Here is an 18,363-nt window from a genome sequence, read left to right as displayed (position 1 = left end):
CTTAAGTTGATGGGCATGTATGGTGACCCCATATCCATCAACTTAAGAAAAATAAACGCCCCAAAACGAAAAAAATGAGCTGACTTCTCAAAACAACTACCTGTAGATAAAGAAAATTTTCGTTTGGGGGGTACTTCAAAACCTTGGCTTGATAGCGATGTGGCTGTACCCCACATAGTTAATTAATTATTCCTCCTATCCAATTGTTTGAGTATCAATAAAATAGGCTACCATAACAATCATTTTTATTCTGTAATTCATAAAATAATGAAGTACCCTATAAATTGCAGAATAAAAAAATATATATTTTCAAAAGAAAAGTGGGTGAAAAAATTTGAATAAATTCAATTCTTTTTCTAAACATTTTCCTCTTCCATGTGCATTCCCTATTCCCCCAGTAGAACCAGGTCCTACTGGCGCTACAGGTTCTACTGGCGTTACAGGTTCTACTGGCGCTACAGGTCCTACTGGCGTTACAGGTCCTACTGGCGCTACAGGTCCTACTGGCGCTACAGGTCCTACTGGAGTTACTGCACCTGCAGGACCAGTTTTATCTAGTTATATTGAAGTTTCACGTAACATAGATCAAACTTTGGCTTCTCTTGAACCAATTACTTTTAATGGTGCTAACAGTGTTGGAACTGCTTTTAGCTTTGATGGTACAAATACTGTGACTATTAATGAAACAGGTCTTTACTATGCAGCTTTTAATGTTGCTGTAACATCTGGCCCAAGTGCTTTCGTTATAGTAACAAATGGTAGCAATTTTGCTACTGCAGCTTCAACGCCTACAACAGATGGAGGAAATGTCGCAGGTGGAGCACTAATTAATGTAACAACTACCCCACTTACTCTTACTCTAAATAATAGTAATACCGGATCTAGAACTATCTCTAATGGAGGCAGTGGAGGTTCTTCAGCTGATTTACTCATAATTAAATTTGCAGATGGACCTTCTGTTTAAAATTCAATTGTTGTAAATTTTAAAAACAATTGAAGAATGATATATAAATATTAATCAACAGTAACCAAAACAAAGTAAGCATTAAAAAATTGACTAATTCACAACACCCAAACCTTATTGACATGTCAAAATATAATCGTTTTGATCTACCACCCTCTCAAAAAATGAGGGGGTGGTAGTGTTATTTATAGAGTCCGCTTACCATTGACTCTTACCGTTTTATAAATTCACATTTCACTACACCGTGTTTACCCTATAGACATAATATAATATACCTGTTGTTGCTTTTGAATCTGTTAGAGAATGATCGTTTTCCAAACGATTATTCTCTTATTTGTTTTTAGATATAAAGTGAAAGCTGGGATAAAGTTCATCCCTCACATCTACTTAGATCCTATATTTATCCATTTTAATTAGCTCTCTTAGCTAATACTTTATCTAACGCCCTTTAGAAAATAGAAACAATCTCGCCTAAAATTGACTTTGCATAAGCTTAACTTGATAGCGATGTGGCGATACCCCATGCCCATCAACTTAAGCATTTTATAACACCCCAAAACGAAAAAACGGTCTTATTTCTATTGGTTAATGAGGAAAAGTGGGAATATGAAGTCTTGTCCTTAATTGAGTAACCAGCGATAGTAAAATAAGCGCAGATTTTTCGGTTAGATGCAAAATAGAGCTCGTTCCAGGGTTTATAAAGGGAGGTTTTCCGATTATGCAAAGCAAAATTACCCATTTTCATATTTTTTGAATCAATAGGTGGAATCTCTCCGTCTATTTATCAGATCGGGTGCTTAATCTGTTCCCCAAAACGATAATTGATATAAACTTTCTTCTGTATAAAGCATATTCTTATTGGTCGACTTAATCTCCATAAAAAGTCCCTCCAATAAATTTCTTAATGGAAGGATTCATCTAAGATAGTTAATTTCACCGGTGGTTAGCTCAACTTAATGACTACGGGATCTGTCCCCATTTAGTGATGGAACCCATTATCACATTTCGTATCATGTGGCATAGGCCCGTCCAGGGAATCCAGAAAGGCAACGGCCTGTTTGAGGTTCATCAAAAATAAATGCGCGAGATCCATTGATAATCCATTTCGAACCACAACGCGCATAATCGTCACCTCTTCCATATCTGGAGGCAATGGATAAGCGGGTACTTGCCAGCCGAACACACGCAATTGTCGAGATAAATCATAAAGATTCCAGTTTAATGTGTAACCATCTTTCAGTCGCCAAGCGAAAACCGGAATATCCGAACCATCGGACAAAAGTTCGAACGGTTCCATCTTCTGAATCGCCTTGCTAAGAAAAAGAGCGACTTTCTGAGAAGCCCTTTGGACATCATAGTACCCACTTTTACCCAAACGCAGGTAATTGTAATATTGCAGGAGTACTTGTGCGCCAGGACGAGAGAAATTCAGGGCAAAAGTCGGCATGTTTCCGCCCAAATAAGAGACGCGGAAGATTAGATCCTCAGGGAGATCTTCAGCTTCTCGCCAAACTATCCAACCTAATCCAGGGTAGACTAATCCATATTTATGTCCGGATACATTGATGGACTTCACCCTCGGTAATTGAAAATCCCAGACTAAATCTGGTTGAAGAAACGGTGCTATAAATCCCCCCGAAGCCGCATCCACATGCATGGGAATGTCGAGGCCCGTCCTCTCCTGTAAATCGTCCAGCGCTTTCGCAATGGCGGCAACCGGTTCGTAAAGCCCCGTATAAGTCTCACCGAGAATCGGTACTACACCAATCGTATTTTCATCCACGGCAGCGAGGACCCCCTGAGGATCCAATTGGGGACGCTCCGGGCTAACCTTCACATAGCGTGGTTCAACCTCCCAATAGTTCGCGAATTTTTCCCAAACGACTTGAACAGCAGAACTAAACACAATATTGGGACGATCCACCGGCTTCCCTTCGCTTTTGCGTGCGTTTTGCCAGCGTCTCTTTAACGCAAGCCCCCCGAGCATACATGCTTCCGACGATCCAGTTGTTGAAACACCCATAGTTGTAATGGGGGTGGGCGAATGCCAGAGGTTGGCTAAAATGCGGACACACCGCTCCTCAATTTCGGCTGTCTGTGGATATTCATCCTTGTCAATCATGTTCTTGTCGAATGATTTGGCATATAATTGCTCTGCGGCAGGCTCCATCCATGTGCTAACGAATGTTGCAAGATTCAAGCGGGCATTGCCATCAAGAGCAATTTCATCATGGACGATTTGATACGCTGTTTCTGGTAACATGCCTTTATCAGGCATGTTAAAGCGCGGAACGGCTGATTCTCCTTCGCGGGCAAACAGAGGATTTATAGAAAATTCGTGAGGCAGCTCCATTTGCATGTGACGCGGTACATATTGTGGATTATCTGGTACAATCTCTTTTCCTTCGTATGCATCGTTTTGAACTTCTACTTTTCGATCCTGTGGCATACAAGTCCCCCTTAATTAATTGTTTAACGAACATATTATTTACAAAAAAGCATTTGTTAAACCAAGGGGATAATTCTAATAAAAGGTGCTGCCACCATTCGAATTAAAGGCGTATATTAACATAAGCCATTCAAATAACAAAACAGCACCTCTCCAGCAAATTAGAGGGGGGCTGTTGTTTTTTCGCTAAAACCTCATTTATTTATGATACGGTTCACTACTATTAATGCTGGACTATATCCTCTACAACCTGACCTAAACATGAAACAGGCACGCGCGTTCATCTTTCGATAATCGCGCCCTTTAATGGAATAAGGAATGATTATTTGTTTCCTTCCCATAGCTTTCTATATAATGAAGACTTATTGCACCATCTGTCACCTTTAGGCTGAGAACATATTAATTTGTTAGGAGGATACCATTTTAATTCAGAGAAAGTGATATCATTAGATTCTTTAAGGCCACTAAAACTTTCTTAACGTTGTTAAAAACGGGGTAATCGTCAGGAAAATGGGCTTAGCGTCGTAAATCACAAAATAAAAACCCCCCATTTCTCTGTATTTAAATTGAGAAATAGAGGGTTAATCACTTAACAATATTGCCCGATTGTTGAGGGTTTTTATTTAAAACAAATAACTGATTAATAGTCCGACTGATAATAAGAAACCGAAAACCGTGTTTGTCATCGCTGTTGATTTCATTGCTATGCGCATATATCCAGGTTCCTTTACTCCTTTTTGGAAACCTTGAATTGCAGAGATTGGCTTTTTCAAACCTAGGAACATAACTAATGCCCAAGGGCTTATATAACCCATCAACACAATCACAACGATCCATAAATAAGCAACAAAAAAGGCTACAGCTAGTGTTACCACTGCTTTCTCTCTCCCAAGGAGGATAGCTAACGTCTTTCTTCCACCTTTAATGTCTTCATCAATATCTCGGATGTTATTCGACATGTTAATTGCACCTACTAAAATTCCAATTGGAATGGAAATCAATATACTTTCAACTGTTACAGTATTCGTTTGAATAAAGAAAGCAATTAGTACAAAACATGTCCCCATTAACAACCCAGAAACTAATTCTCCAAATGGGGTGTACGCAATTGGTAATGGACCACCTGTATATAAATAGCCAACCGCCATCCCAATTAAACCAATGACTACTAACCACCAGCTACTATTCATGCAAATATAAATGCCAATAAAGGCTGCTACCACATACAATAAAAGCGCAACTGTTAAAACGTTTTTTGGCTTCAATCCATGACGGACAATTCCACCACCAATTCCAACAGAATCAGCGGTGTCTAATCCACGTTTGAAATCATAATACTCGTTAAACAAATTCGTTGCTATTTGTAATGCTAAACATGCACTCATCATCGCAATAAATAAAAGCCAATGAGTTTCGGCAACATAAAGTGATGCCACAGTCCCTAAAATTACAGGAGAAAACGTCGCCGTTAATGTATGTGGCCTCGTCATCTTCCATATTAATTTAGCGGAACTAATTTCTTGTTCATTCCCCATAACTCTGTTCAATCTCCCTGCATTTTAAATATAAATTACTAGAAGTATCTTTCTATCTCTTGCTTCACATCTATTATATCAAAAAAACGAATTGGCATAGAACTCTAATGTCCTTGCTTGTACACCTATAAATCTTGAAGTTTCTCCAAGTCCTTTATTTTTATCGATAATTCTAAAAGGGATTCCTTGTTTTGTAAGTCCAATAGCTAAAACTACTCCAGTTGGTCCAGCTCCAACAATTAACAATTGATTCTTCATACACTTCCCTCCCTATTTTCAAGCGAATTAATGAACAAAGTGTTGTTTTTTACTTCAAATTATAAATCTTGAGTAAAACTCCTCACAACAATCAAAAATGATGGATGTGTCGTATATCCGTCATATTTTCTTAATGTGTTGAAAAAATTCAGGTGGAATATTGCTTGCGTGATATATATAGCGATTTACGAGTCGTTCGTACAAAAGAAGCAATCCGAGATGCATTTGTGGAATTGATAGAAGAAAAAGCAACTGTACCGTGAAGGGTCACCCCATCATTTCAGGAAACTGTGACACAAATTAACCGGTACCTTATACGTAAGGAACCGGTTAATGAAATGAATGAGCCAAGATTATTTATATTGTATAAAACTTCAGACAACATGTGGTTACACCCTTCTTGCACATACTCCCTTGAAACCATTGTCTTCCCTTGCTAATTTAATTTCAATACCGCACTAACCGGATTATGATCGCTGCTTTCAAACTTCAAATCATGCCCTTGTACGCTTACAATCTCCACATTTTGAGAGACTAAAAACCCATCAATAATCGTAACAAAGTTCTCACCTTCAACAAAGCTCTTCACATTATCACGAACTGTCCAAACCGTATCATCAACAGCCCACTGAAACCCACCATCAGTGAAATCTTCTGGTAACTGTACTAACCACTCTGGCCATTCGTCTTTAGACCTCGGATCCTTTAACTGCACATCAGATAATAGTTGATTCCAATCTCCACCAAGTACGATATAATCGCCACTGTTGAAATGTTTATTCATATACTCTTTCAAAAACTCAACTTGTTGCTTTCGAATGTTCCCACCCTTATCATATGCAGATAAATGAACATTCACCATTCGTAAATATTTTCCGTTATCAACTGGAACCTTATGCTCAACAATCGCCCGATCTACATCGAATAATTGACGAAGCCACATTTCTCTTCCAGGAAGCTGATATCTCGTCACTTCTTCTACTTTATATTTTGAAAACGAACCAAGTCCACTGTTCGTATATCCGTGTGGCTTCTTAATCGGTACCGGCACCCACTGCACATTAAAGTTATCACCAAACGTAGACGCATGATCTTTCAGTCCATCTTGAAACGCCTTATACTGATTCACATCAAATGAACGAAGTGACTTCTCATCCATCTCTTGCGTTAATATAAAATCAGAATCTTCCTTTTGTAAGAAAGACAGCATATTGCTGATATTCTTTTCTGTTTGTTCTTTACTACTAGAACGCGAGCCTTTCCCTCCGTCTAAGAAGAAATCTTGATCTTTATCTAAACCGCCGTAGCCAATATTAAACGTTGTCACCTTAAACTCTTTACCGACTTTAAGAACGTGCTCGTTATTATTGGTCACCTTCAATTTCTCAACATCCTTATGCTTCACATTCTTAATTGCCACATAAGTAATAAATGCTGTGAAAGCACCAAATATAGAGCCTGTCCCCCATAATAAACATTTCGCTGTCTTCTTCAATCTCATGGCTCCTTTACTCTCTTTTTATAGTTTGTATATGTAATATTTTAATATGTTTCTACATTTAAAATATATAACGTAACTCTAAAGGCTTCAAGCGCGATAAAAGGGATTGAAACGATTCACGCATTATATAAACGAAACCGAACTCTGATTTGTTCACAATTTCAATCGCTTGTTCGTCATAAGACACAGCTGTACCGAGAAATAAATGTACCCTATAGAATAGACACTAAAAAAATCTATCCTATAGGGTATTTCTTGTGTAATAAGAGGATTCGATTGACTGAAGATGCATATATACGTTCAGGTCTAAAAAAGAAGTCACATTACTTCCAAACAATACCTCGCCTCTCATATTCCATTCTGTATTCAACAGCAGCTGCAATTTTGGAGCTTGCGAACCTTTCCGTGATCCAAAGTCCCAGATCAAGTCCTGAAGTGACTCCTCTTGCAGTGATAACATCCCCTTGATCCGCAATTCTGTAATGAAGAAGCTCTGCCCCGTATTCACTGATCTCATTCTGTGCCAAATGGTGCATCGTCGCTTTTTTACCATCCAATATACCAGCGGCAGCTAGTAGCATACCTCCTGTACAAACTCCAGCAACAATCGTTCCTGCTTTGTGCATCTCTTTAATCATTTCAGTCAGGGTTCCAAGCTCTGCTTGCTTTCGTGCCCCATGTTCAGCTTTATGATTCCAGCCACCACCAGGAACAATTAACAAATCTGGACGATTATCCATTCGTAAAAAATCATTCAGTTTAACCGTAACTCCAAACGAAGTAGTAACTTCTTGTTTTGGTTCACTTGAAACGAATTCAACCGTAAATGGAGCCCCTTCTTCTATCGCTCTTTTCAGTACTTCAAAAGGCGCAAAGGAGACGAGCTCTCCAAAGCCACCAAACAATACAATTTGTATTTTCATTTTTAGAACACCTCTCATGCTTTATTTTGTGAATCGTAGACATATGAAGTGATTCGTTAGGAATGTAATTCATTCTGCTCTCCATAACAAAATTTATTTCACTTAATTAAGCATAGCTAGGATATTTCAATTAGGAAATAGAATTATAGAAAATAGTAGATGGGAGGCATATTATTGAAGACCTTAAAATTCGGTATAATTGGGGCATTATGTATCACCTTATTAATTGGATGTACAAGTAATTCAAATGAAACGAAAGCTTCCAATAAAAAAGCATCCACAACAGTGAAAGAAAAAGAAATTGCATCCGAAAACGTTATGTTTGAACAAAAAGAAGTAAAAAAAATCGAGATTAGTCCTGTAAATTCAAAAAGTATTAATAAAGTAGTAAATAAAGAAAATATGAAAACAATTTTTACAAGTATGGAAAGCGCACAAAAGAAAACACTCCTTCTAGATCAAGATGCCAAAAGCCATGTACATTCAAAAATGAAGGTTACTTATCAAAATAATTCTGTACAAGAATTTTTTGTTTGGATAGAATCTGATGGTGACATCGTAATGGCAAAAACGAGCGATGAAATGCATGGCAAAGGTTATGATCTACGTGAAGATAATTCTAAAAAAATCATTCAGTTTTTCGAAAAGGCATTCCAGTAATAATTACACCATAAATAAAAAGCCGCATTTGCGGCTCATAAACTTATAATACTAACTCATGCCGTTAATCACTTACCGTTTAATCGCATCAACAATTAATGATGGGAAACCAAGTTTATCTCCTTGATTTCTAGAATCATATCTTTTTGAGCGGAAGATAACGCCATCATTTGCGTCCCATTCTTTGTAATAAAATTGCCCATTTTCATCGCAATATTCAAGTAAAACTACTTCAAATCCAGCAGTTTCAAACATTTCCGTTAATGTTTTATAATTATGAACGATTTTATGGCTTGCAGCTGGATGGTCTTTCGGGCCAGGTCCGCCTACTTGAACTATATTTTGGTATGTTTCATCTGGGAAAAATGCATCAGGGACGCCGCACCGAATATGACCTGACGGTTTTAGAAATTTATAACAAATTTCAGCTGCTTTTACCCCTTCTTCAAAAGTAAGATGCTCCCATACATGCTCTGCTAAAATAGCTGAAATGGAGTTATGTTCAAATCTTTCTTCCCATGTCGTTTCAACTAATAAGTTAAGCTCATCTTCTTGCGTTTGAATCCAGCCTGGATTATTGTTAAACACTCCAGCTCCAACTACTACTTTAATTTCATCTTGTTTTATTACCATCATTGTCACCTCATAAAAATTTCAAGTCGTTACTCTTTTTCTATGCTTACTATAGGTTTTCCTTCTTCAACTAAACTACCAGTTCATTCAATTGCAACTTTGACTTCCAATTGACAAAGAGCCAATCTCCTATACATTAGAAGATTGACTCTTTCCTTTATTTACTCCCCTGTTTCAGAAAATCGCTTTATACGTTCTCCAATTTCATTACGAACACGTTGAAACTCAGACCACTCTTTTCCTGCTGGATCATCAAATCCCCAATGAACACGATTCACGTGCGGAGGTGTAGATGGACAAACAGAATCTGCGTGACTACAAAGAGTAACGACTAAATCAGCGTTATTTAAAATGTTTGGATCAATCATATCTGATGTTTGATTTGTGATATCGATATTTACTTCATTCATTGCTTTAATAGCATTTGGATTCACTCCATGCGCTTCAATGCCTGCAGAATATACATTCCACTTATCTCCTAAGTATTGTTTCCCAAAGGCTTCTGCCATTTGGCTTCGGCATGAGTTTCCTGTGCATAAAAAGTAAATTGTCTTTTTGTTTTCCATGTTGGTTTCCACCTTTGTTTTAAATTTAGACTGGTTGGTCATTAAAATATTTACGTTTAAACCAAAAAGCAACATTTACAAGTGCAATCATTACAGGTACTTCGACTAAAGGTCCGATAACAGCTGCAAATGCTGCGCCTGAGTGAATACCAAACACACCAACTGCCACAGCAATCGCTAACTCAAAGTTATTGCTACCTGCTGTAAATGCTAACGTTGTCGTCACCGGATAACTTGCACCAATCTTTCTTCCCATAAAGAAAGAAACGAAAAACATCACAATAAAATAAATCAATAATGGAATCGCTATTCTTACTACATCTAGTGGTACGCTAACAATCATTTCCCCTTTTAAAGAGAACATAACGATGATTGTAAATAGCAATGCAATTAATGTAAGTGGACTAATCTTAGGTATAAACACCTTTTCATACCACTGTCTTCCTTTTAGCTTCACTAGTACAAGGCGTGTCAACATACCTGCAAGAAAAGGAATCCCTAAATAGATAAAGACTGATTTCGCTACCTCTACCATTGTAATATCTACAATAGCCCCTTCAATCCCTAACCATTCTGGAATTACTGTTACGAACACGTATGCATAAACTGAGAAGAATAACATTTGGAATACCGAATTAAAAGCAACTAAACCGGCTGCATATTCTTTATCACCATCTGCTAGATCGTTCCAAACAATTACCATTGCAATACAACGTGCTAAACCAATCATAATGAGGCCGACCATATATTCTGGCTTATCAGGAAGAAAAATAATTGCTAAAACAAACATAAGTACAGGTCCAATAATCCAGTTTTGTATTAAAGATAGAACTAACACTTTTACATCTTTAAATACCCGGCCCATTTCCTCGTAACGAACTTTCGCCAATGGTGGGTACATCATTACAATTAAACCAACAGCAAGCGGAATAGACGTTGTTCCAACTTGTAATCTATTCAGTCCGTCTACTACACTAGGAAACACAAACCCTAAACCAATCCCAACAGCCATAGCTAGAAAAATCCATAGTGTTAAATATCGATCTAGAAAAGATAAACGTTTCATTTTATTCTCCATCTCCTATTAACAACAAGAATTTTTAGCTACCTCATTAGAAGTCGTGCAACAAGATGACTCTTCTATTTTGTGAACATCACTATCTGCTTTCGTATAAAAGAACTCCCACTCGTTACCATCGGGATCCGTTACCCAAAACTTATCTTGAACCGCATAGCAACAAGTAGTATTCATCTCATCACGCACAAAGAAACCTTCTTTTTCTAATCTTTCTTTATGTAATGTAATTTCTTCGGCTATATCCACTTGGAAACCAAAATGATTTACCTGATTTCCCTTCACTTCATCTCGTACGTTCAGCGTGAAATTAAGTCCTGGCGTCTCTAATAAAAATTTTGCATAATCTGTTTTCACTTTAACTGGTGATACACCAAATACCTTTTCATAAAATTCAATCGACTTCTCTAAATTAGTAACGTTTATACCGACATGAACATATCTCATAGCTAATTCCTCCTCTTAAAATGTTATTAATCAATTTTTTTTGATTAATAGTGCAAAATTTTAACAACAGCTACCTTTTCCTGTTTTTCTAAAGATACAGCACAACTCTTCTGATAATAAATTATTAACTTCCGCATCATTTAAATCATAATAACTCCACGTACCTTTTGTTTCTTTTACAATTAAACCTGCATCTAATAAAATCTTCAAATGATAGGACAACTTAGATTGCGTCATTTCAAAAATCTCTGTTAAATCACATACACACGTCTGTCCTCGCTGACAAAGTTCATACATAATCTCTAAACGCTTCTGATCAGCCAACGCTTTAAACTTTTTCTCATAGAGCTGAAAATCTTGTGCCACTGTAGTTCACTTCCCTTCATCAACTTTTTTTGATGTTTATAGTATATACGTTGATTCAGTCTTTATGCAACTAGTTAATCAAATTTTTTTGATTAAAAAAACCTTCCTCGCATCATATCTTTGCTACAACTAAAAAGAGCCATAGCCTTTTCAAAAATGAAAAACTACGGTTCTTTTTACAACTTAACAGTTAAGAGATTTCCGAAGAATCGAGTCAATCTTAGTTGGATAATTATAAAGTAACACCCCTATAAACAAAACCCACCAGAAACATCTAAAATCTGCCCTGTTACCCAGCGACTATCAGAAGAAGCAAGGAACGCTACTGCATCTGCAATATCTTCAACTTGCCCTATCCGTCCAAACACAGATGAATTCGTAGCAAAATTTCGTATTTCTGGATTATCTAGCAATTTCGCATTAATATCTGTCTTCGTATATCCGGGCATAATTGTATTCACTGTTATACCTCTATCTCCAAGATGCTTAGCTAGAGGAAGTGTCATCGTATTTAATGCACCTTTACTTAAACCGTATGCAATTGATCCTGTAAAACCAAGTCGTACTTCGGCTGATGAAATGTTAATAATGCGCCCTTCTGCTCGTAGTAATGGTAATGTTTGCTGAATTAAGAAGAACGGCGCCTTCATATTTACGGCCATAATTTCATCAAAAACTTCTTCTGTCGTATTTTCAATCGTTCCTTGTGTACCTATACCTGCATTGTTTACTAAAATATCAATCTCTGATGTACCAATTCTTGTTTGTAATTCATTCTTTAATTGTTCTACCAGCTTTTTGACACCATCAATTGAATTGAGCTCAGCTTCAATTAAGAACGCTTTCCCTCCATTAGATTCAATCTCACTAATCGTTTCATCTGCAGCTGTTTTATTTCGGCCGTAGTGAATCGCAACTAATGCCCCATCTTTCGCCAATCTCATTGCAATGGCACGACCGATTCCGCGACTCGCCCCGGTTACTAACGCTACTTTCCCATCAAGATTCTTCATTTTTTCCATCCTTCCTAAATTTCCGCTTGATAAATCCTATACTTATATTTTCATGCAAACACCCATAATTTTAAATATAGATTTATAGGTAATTTAGTTAGTTAACTTATGATATTATAGTTATAATTTACAATTTGCTTTAGAAAATAAAATATAGGGGGCTACCCAATGCAAAATGCAGTAAAACTGGATGAAATTGACCATAAAATAATGAACTTATTATATGAAAATGCAAGAATTTCCGTTTCAGAAATAGGACGAATCATCTCCATGACACAGCCTGCTGTAAAAGAGCGTATTAATAAACTTGAAGATCACGGAGTTATAGCGGCTTACCGAACGAAATTTGAGCCTTCCAAAATTAATAAGAACATTCAAGCATTCATCATGTTTAAAACGAGCCAATGCTCTGATTTTATCCAATATTGTAATGCCGCTCCTGAAGTAACAGATTTATATCGAATTAGCGGGGAATTTAATTATATAATGAAGGTCATGAGCGATTCGATGGATTCTCTCGCTGTATTTTTAGACTCTTTAATGCAATTTGGCTTATCGTCTCCTTTAATTGTATTAAAGAGTGAGTTTGAGGAGAAATTGTCGTTTTGATAAAGAAATAAGAGAATTGACATCTCAATGTGAAAATGAACACTTTATTTAAATTGATAGGCACCAGCTTTCCCCAAAAAAGAAAAAGGAGTGGATGACCCACTCCTTTTAACCAACTACCCTTGATTCCTCTGCGCCTCCCTAAACTCCTCTTTCACCTTCTCTAACAACCCTTCTTCCGTAATTAACCGATACGCTGTATTCGCTAATGCTTTTGCTGATGTAATTAATGCTTTATCTCCAAGTTCTGAACGTGCTGCTGCTCTAAATTCATTCGTATGCGCAATTAAGTCGTCTGGACCGATTTTAATGTATGGATGAATGGTCGGTACGACTTGGCTTACGTTTCCTGCATCAGTTGAACCGATGCCAACTCGTTCTTTACGATTTACATCTTCACCTAGTAGTTCTAGTTCTTCTGCTACGACGTCATTAAATGTTTTTGTTACGAGTAATTCATCGATTTCATTTTGGAATTGATGAATTTTCACTTTTGTACCTGTTGCTAATGCTGCTCCTTGTGCAATATTTCTTACTTTTTCTGTTACTTCCGCACATCTTTTTCGCGTTGCTGCGCGGATGAAGAATCTTGCCGCGGCGTAGTCAGGAATAATATTAGGTGCTTTTCCGCCTTCTGTAATGACGCCATGAATTTTCACATCTGACGGAAGCTGTTGGCGAAGTGCATTAATACTGTTATACAGCTGAATAATCGCATCTAATGCATTAATCCCTTCTTCTGGTGAAGCTGCGGCGTGAGCTGTTTTTCCGTAAAAATGAAAATCAAGTGGATCGACTGCTAGTGATGGACTCGTTGTCGCTGTTTTTCCGCTCGGATGAATCATAAGCGCCGCATCAATGTTTTTAAATAAACCTGCCTTTACATAACTCGCTTTTGCGCTACCATTTGGACCACCCTCTTCTGCTGGTGTTCCGAATACGACAACTTCTCCGCCGATTTCTTCAAGTGTTTCTGATAATGCGATTGCTGCCGCGACACTAATTGTGCCAATTAAATTATGACCACACGCGTGGCCTAGTCCTGGCAGAGCATCATACTCAGCTAAAAATGCGATAACTGGCCCTTGTTTTCCTGAACTTTTTCGTGCGATAAAACCTGTTTCATGCCCCGCTATATTGTGCTGTAACTGAAATCCTGCACTACCTAGTAATAAACTTAACACTCTTGATGCGTAAAACTCTTGATTACCAATCTCCGGATTCGCATGAATATTATGACTTGTTTCTATGTACTTTTCCTTATTTCTTTCTATACTCTCTTCAATTATTTTTCTTTGTGACGTTACTCCTGTCGCTCCCATTTTTCTTCCCCCTTTTATTTCCACGTAAAAAAGCCTCTTTCTAAAAGATAGAAAGAGGCTTCTGTATATACAGTCAAAATGAGCTTCTTTCTTATCTTTCAAGTTACCTTGCTGGAATTGGCACAGTATTCATATAGAATCCGCTGCCGAGGTATCGTAGGGCCAGTCCCTCCACCTCTCGTGATAAGAATTTTCATAAAATTATATTAAATTATTTTCATTCTAAATTTATTCCGATTAAAAGTCAAGGAATTCCTATCCGAATTTACCGAATATCCAAAAATCCTTTTAATACACCGATTGTTTCAGGTGCTTGTAGTCTTGCACATATGTACGGAAACTCCGTACTACCTTCAAACATCATTTGAGATGTGAGCGGTGCCCCTGCCCAAAAGATTTCATCATCTATTACTATAAACGGGAATGCTTTGTTTTGCCTTTGCAATTTTACATTCTTTAATGGAACTGGTCCATCACTATAAACCGTTACTTGCGAAGTTGTACGCATTAATGCTTGCCATACTCGTTTATCCACTTGTCTTGTACTTGGAAGTGAAATGATAATTTTTCGTTTTGCGGCTACAATATCTTTTAATAACCCTTTCGGCTCTTCAAGATTCATTTCCATAAACCAGCGTAATCGTTTCGATATCTTTCGTTCCCACAATTGGCGTGATGTCGTACGATCATACACATCTCCGTGACGTTCTATATGAGCAGTTAATTGTGACAAAGCTTGTTTTCTCGAAAGGTTTTTACGCATATAATGGCAATCTGATAATTGAATGAACTTCCCTCTCGCTCTCGTTACTGCTACATTGACGAGGCGATGGTTTTTATGATCAAAGAATAACACACCAGGGCGTTCTTGCGGATAACTATCAACCGTATCAAATATCATCATATCTCGTTCAGATCCTTGGAACTTATGAACTGTTGCCGCTAATACTGGTATGTTTTGATATTTCGTTCTCTGCAACATTTCTCTAATACACGTCGATAAAAAGCGAGACTGCGCCCTGTAAGGCGTAACAACACCAATTGATTGAACACCGTCTAACAGTCCAATTAACATCATTTGCATCGCCACTAAACCAGACATAATATTAAAACGAGAACCAGAAGCAGCGTCTTTTAACGAAAATGCTCCCATTAGGCTCGTATCAAATAAAACACTCGCTTCATTTGCGAATGGTTGCAACTTTGCAAGTTCTTTACGCTCTGAAACAGATGGATGATCGTATACTCTATTTTTATAAATAAACGAATTCGTAAACTTCGATATATCCGCATGCATACGTCTTTGTTCCTGCAACATAAAAAGGTTGGGATGTGCTTCTGATTTATTTACAGAATCAACAATCCCGGCATGATAAAACATATCTTCACCAAGCCATTTTCGAACGAGTTCATGGTTCGCCATCGCAATCGGAGGTAACTGTAAAAAATCACCACAAACGACGATACGTTTTCCAAGTGAAGCAGCCAATGCGATTTGCGGAACATATGCCATACTTACTTCATCTACGACAACTAAATCAAATGTGCGCTCGTAAATAAGTGAATCAATGGCACATTTCGATAAAGTCGCACCGATTACTTTCGCATTTTCAATGTATTCTTTTTCTACTTCTTTAATTTTCGCTTTTTGCTTTCGAAGATCACTTTCAATCTCTTGTATACGCTTCTTATCAGCAGACGTCGCTTTATATGATAAAATCTTTTCACGAAGATCTTGTCGTGTCTCTTCTAAATAGAGTCTTTCTTCTCCCCAAGATCCGTTCGTCGTTTCAACTAACTTCGACGCAAGTAACGTGTCATGATTTCGTATATGCTCATGTTGACTATAACCGTAACGAACAATTTCGCCAGGCGTCCATTTCTTTTTCTTCTCAATTTGCTTCGTTACTTCGCTCATTAATACGTCAACAGCCGCATTACTATGAGCTAACACAAGTACCGATTTTCCTTTTTGATAATGTGCCGAAATAATACGTGATAAATTGTAAGACTTCCCTGTTCCAGGTGGTCCCCACACGTACGTTGTTGGATTGTAAAATGAACGATACGCCAATTCATTTTTCGTATTTTTCATCTTCTCAAGATGCTTTGGACTGCTCGTTCCCTCTACTAAACGTTTAATTCGTTGACGTCTTAGTTTATCTTTACGGGCCTCTTTTAATCGCTCTTGCAGCTGTTCTAGTAATTGCCACGGTTCACTGTATAAAACAGCTTCTCGTATTTCGCCTTGTATATAATCATTTAGTTTCAGTTCTATTTCTAATCCATGTACAGACAATACTTCCCCTGTCGCTTCCTCACCATCGAACTCAATTCGAATTGGAGAACCTTCAGGTATGCTTACTTCCGAAATAAGCTGAAATACGTATACTGTACTTTCATAATCTGTATATAAAAAACGACCGTTAATGATAGAAATTTTACTACCACCTATCGTTTTCCAATGTTTAATTTCATATGCTAACGCATAATGCCACTCTTTCATCGTTTCTGATAATGAAGGAGTCTGAGTAGTTGTATTCATCGTATATTCTCCTTCCTTCTCCCCAAACATACTTTCTCACTATACCATATAACACGCTAAAATTTGTAAGGTTTTTATCTTGCTTATTTTCTTAATTTTCAATATTATTTTATGTATAATTTTCAGAAAGAGGGTTCTCAAATGCCAGTTAGAAGAATTGAACACGTAGGACTTATGGTTGCAGATTTAGAAACATCTATTTCATTTTATGAAAACGTAGTCGGTTTACAGCTTATTAAACGTATGGGACATCCAAACCCAGACTTACAACTCGCTTTTTTAGGTGTGGAAGAATCGAAGGAAACGATACTTGAACTCATTGAAGGTTATAACTCTTCCCTTCCGGCCGAAGGAAAAGTGCATCATATTTGCTTTAAAGTAGATTCATTAGAAGATGAAATTGAAAGACTACAGAAACACGAAGTAACCTTTTTACTAGGAAAAGAAATCGACACATTACCAGATGGAACACGTTACATATTTTTCGCTGGCCCTGACGGGGAGTGGATTGAGTTTTTTGAGACGGAGAGATAGAAAAGAATCAGAATTTTGGCCCTTATACTACTTCCAATCCTTTATGCAATCCTAATAAATAATTGGAAGATAAAAGGAGTTTCCGTTTTCGTTGGAAGAATTCTATTAAATATGATCTTTTTCATAAATAGAATATTAACAAAAAAACAAACAGTGAAAAGGTTGAAGGAACCAGCAACAAAGAAAAAAGTGTTACCTACAAAGAATAAATTGCACTATTCCCAATTTACGGAAAATTCGATATACTATTTTCATAAATTGAATATTTTACATTTTAGGAGGATAAAATGGAGAAAAAAACAGATTTTTCTTTGTCACTTTTGTTTTTTTGGATTAAAGGATTTGTTTCAATTGATTCAAGATTTGTAAAAGTATCGACCGGAAACACTATATTAGGGTTTATTCCTGCTGGAAAAGATAATCAAAACATTCCTTTAAAAAATATTAGTTCTACAATGATTTCTTCTCAGTATAGAATAAAACCCATTATATTAGGATTGATTATTCTTCTTTTTTCCTTTAATACCATAGGAAATAACTTTATATTCGGACTTATTTTACTATTAATCGGAATTGGTATTTTAGGTAGTGGTTTGCAAAATGTATTGATTATTCAAAGGGCAGGAGCAGATTATATTTTTTCAGTACCATTCTTTGAAAAAGCTAAATTGGAAATTATTCAAGATTGTATTGCTGAAGCTTTAGCTTATGATACGGATAAAACTGATTTAAATTTATTTTTTGATAAAAAATAAAAAAGGCGATAGATTAATCTGTACCCTATAGAATAGATTTTTTTAAGTGTCTATTCTATAGGGTACATTTTAATTCTCTCCTATTTCTTTTCTTAATGGGGTAGCGCCACATCGCTATCAAGCTAAGCTCATACAACGTCAATTTTAGGCGAGATTGTTTCTTTTTTCTAAAGAGCAAGTGTAGGTGTTTGAAAGATTTGCATACGAA

18 protein-coding genes, 1 pseudogene and 1 riboswitch are annotated in these 18,363 nt (G+C 37.0%); of the genes and pseudogenes, 6 read left to right on the top strand and 13 right to left on the bottom strand.

Annotated features, from left to right (window positions below; translation table 11 throughout):
* The first annotated feature begins 334 nt into the window (after positions 1–334).
* Positions 335–964 (top strand): collagen-like protein, encoded by a 630-nt coding sequence (locus COI75_RS27035; protein ID WP_176535607.1) that lies wholly within the window; start codon positions 335–337, stop codon positions 962–964.
* A 979-nt stretch (positions 965–1,943) separates the two neighbouring features.
* Here COI75_RS27035 and COI75_RS22800 read toward each other — a convergent pair.
* From COI75_RS22800 to COI75_RS22790, 3 genes are all read right to left on the bottom strand, one after another.
* Complete coding sequence (locus COI75_RS22800) at positions 1,944–3,413, bottom strand: glutamate decarboxylase (RefSeq protein WP_001135436.1); 1,470 nt, start codon at positions 3,411–3,413, stop codon at positions 1,944–1,946.
* A gap of 623 nt (positions 3,414–4,036) precedes the next feature.
* Entirely contained in the window at positions 4,037–4,948 is a 912-nt protein-coding gene (gene menA, locus COI75_RS22795; protein WP_000526201.1) for a 1,4-dihydroxy-2-naphthoate polyprenyltransferase, read from the bottom strand.
* Positions 4,949–5,026: 78 nt separating this feature from the next.
* Complete coding sequence (locus COI75_RS22790; protein WP_000795833.1) at positions 5,027–5,206, bottom strand: FAD-dependent monooxygenase; 180 nt, start codon at positions 5,204–5,206, stop codon at positions 5,027–5,029.
* A 164-nt stretch (positions 5,207–5,370) separates the two neighbouring features.
* Here COI75_RS22790 and COI75_RS27460 point away from each other — a divergent pair.
* Positions 5,371–5,454 (top strand): annotated as a pseudogene (locus tag COI75_RS27460) (TetR/AcrR family transcriptional regulator); the annotation flags it as partial.
* 188 nt (positions 5,455–5,642) lie between these two features.
* Here COI75_RS27460 and COI75_RS22780 read toward each other — a convergent pair.
* Positions 5,643–6,707: an endonuclease/exonuclease/phosphatase family protein gene (locus COI75_RS22780; RefSeq protein WP_430794628.1), complete on the bottom strand. Its 1,065-nt coding sequence runs from the start codon at positions 6,705–6,707 to the stop codon at positions 5,643–5,645.
* Between the two features lie 323 nt (positions 6,708–7,030).
* Positions 7,031–7,630, bottom strand: a complete 600-nt coding sequence (locus COI75_RS22775; protein WP_000701580.1) for a DJ-1/PfpI family protein — start codon at positions 7,628–7,630, stop codon at positions 7,031–7,033.
* A gap of 174 nt (positions 7,631–7,804) precedes the next feature.
* On the opposite strand from COI75_RS22775, the gene COI75_RS22770 reads away from it, so the two are divergent.
* Entirely contained in the window at positions 7,805–8,290 is a 486-nt protein-coding gene (locus tag COI75_RS22770; protein ID WP_141535146.1) for a hypothetical protein, read from the top strand.
* 72 nt (positions 8,291–8,362) lie between these two features.
* On the opposite strand, the gene COI75_RS22765 is transcribed toward COI75_RS22770, so the two are convergent.
* The 6 genes from COI75_RS22765 to COI75_RS22735 form a co-directional block, all read right to left on the bottom strand.
* Entirely contained in the window at positions 8,363–8,926 is a 564-nt protein-coding gene (locus COI75_RS22765; RefSeq protein ID WP_002095529.1) for a class I SAM-dependent methyltransferase, read from the bottom strand.
* A 158-nt stretch (positions 8,927–9,084) separates the two neighbouring features.
* Complete coding sequence (gene arsC / locus COI75_RS22760; protein WP_000428323.1) at positions 9,085–9,489, bottom strand: arsenate reductase (thioredoxin); 405 nt, start codon at positions 9,487–9,489, stop codon at positions 9,085–9,087.
* Positions 9,490–9,514: 25 nt separating this feature from the next.
* The gene (gene arsB, locus COI75_RS22755; protein WP_000826535.1) at positions 9,515–10,555 is read right to left on the bottom strand and encodes an ACR3 family arsenite efflux transporter; all 1,041 of its coding nucleotides are present in this window, start codon (positions 10,553–10,555) and stop codon (positions 9,515–9,517) included.
* An 18-nt stretch (positions 10,556–10,573) separates the two neighbouring features.
* Complete coding sequence (locus COI75_RS22750; protein ID WP_001271009.1) at positions 10,574–11,011, bottom strand: ArsI/CadI family heavy metal resistance metalloenzyme; 438 nt, start codon at positions 11,009–11,011, stop codon at positions 10,574–10,576.
* Between the two features lie 60 nt (positions 11,012–11,071).
* Complete coding sequence (arsR, locus tag COI75_RS22745) at positions 11,072–11,377, bottom strand: arsenical resistance operon transcriptional regulator ArsR (RefSeq protein ID WP_000046014.1); 306 nt, start codon at positions 11,375–11,377, stop codon at positions 11,072–11,074.
* A gap of 248 nt (positions 11,378–11,625) precedes the next feature.
* On the bottom strand, positions 11,626–12,390 hold the full coding sequence (locus tag COI75_RS22735) for an SDR family oxidoreductase (RefSeq protein WP_000792648.1): 765 nt from the start codon (positions 12,388–12,390) through the stop codon (positions 11,626–11,628).
* Between the two features lie 168 nt (positions 12,391–12,558).
* Between COI75_RS22735 and COI75_RS22730 the strand changes: the two genes are divergently transcribed.
* Positions 12,559–12,999 (top strand): Lrp/AsnC family transcriptional regulator, encoded by a 441-nt coding sequence (locus COI75_RS22730; protein ID WP_001178560.1) that lies wholly within the window; start codon positions 12,559–12,561, stop codon positions 12,997–12,999.
* A 116-nt stretch (positions 13,000–13,115) separates the two neighbouring features.
* On the opposite strand, the gene COI75_RS22725 is transcribed toward COI75_RS22730, so the two are convergent.
* A complete protein-coding gene (locus COI75_RS22725) occupies positions 13,116–14,321 on the bottom strand; it encodes a M20 family metallopeptidase (RefSeq protein ID WP_000501361.1) in 1,206 nt (401 codons plus the stop codon).
* An 88-nt stretch (positions 14,322–14,409) separates the two neighbouring features.
* A riboswitch (SAM riboswitch) is annotated at positions 14,410–14,511 on the bottom strand.
* A 75-nt stretch (positions 14,512–14,586) separates the two neighbouring features.
* Positions 14,587–16,896, bottom strand: a complete 2,310-nt coding sequence (locus COI75_RS22720; RefSeq protein ID WP_002095526.1) for an AAA domain-containing protein — start codon at positions 16,894–16,896, stop codon at positions 14,587–14,589.
* Between the two features lie 111 nt (positions 16,897–17,007).
* On the opposite strand from COI75_RS22720, the gene COI75_RS22715 reads away from it, so the two are divergent.
* Together COI75_RS22715 and COI75_RS22705 are read left to right on the top strand one after the other, a co-directional pair.
* Positions 17,008–17,400, top strand: coding sequence for a VOC family protein (locus COI75_RS22715; protein WP_001145263.1), 393 nt, complete (start codon positions 17,008–17,010; stop codon positions 17,398–17,400).
* Positions 17,401–17,687: 287 nt separating this feature from the next.
* Positions 17,688–18,155, top strand: coding sequence for a hypothetical protein (locus tag COI75_RS22705; RefSeq protein WP_000412697.1), 468 nt, complete (start codon positions 17,688–17,690; stop codon positions 18,153–18,155).
* Positions 18,156–18,363: the final 208 nt, after the last annotated feature.

It is taken from the genome of Bacillus cereus (genome assembly GCF_002564555.1).
Classification (GTDB): domain Bacteria; phylum Bacillota; class Bacilli; order Bacillales; family Bacillaceae_G; genus Bacillus_A; species Bacillus_A cereus_K.
Note: the sequence above shows the minus strand (reverse complement) of the source record. Positions and strands in the feature narration are given on the sequence as shown.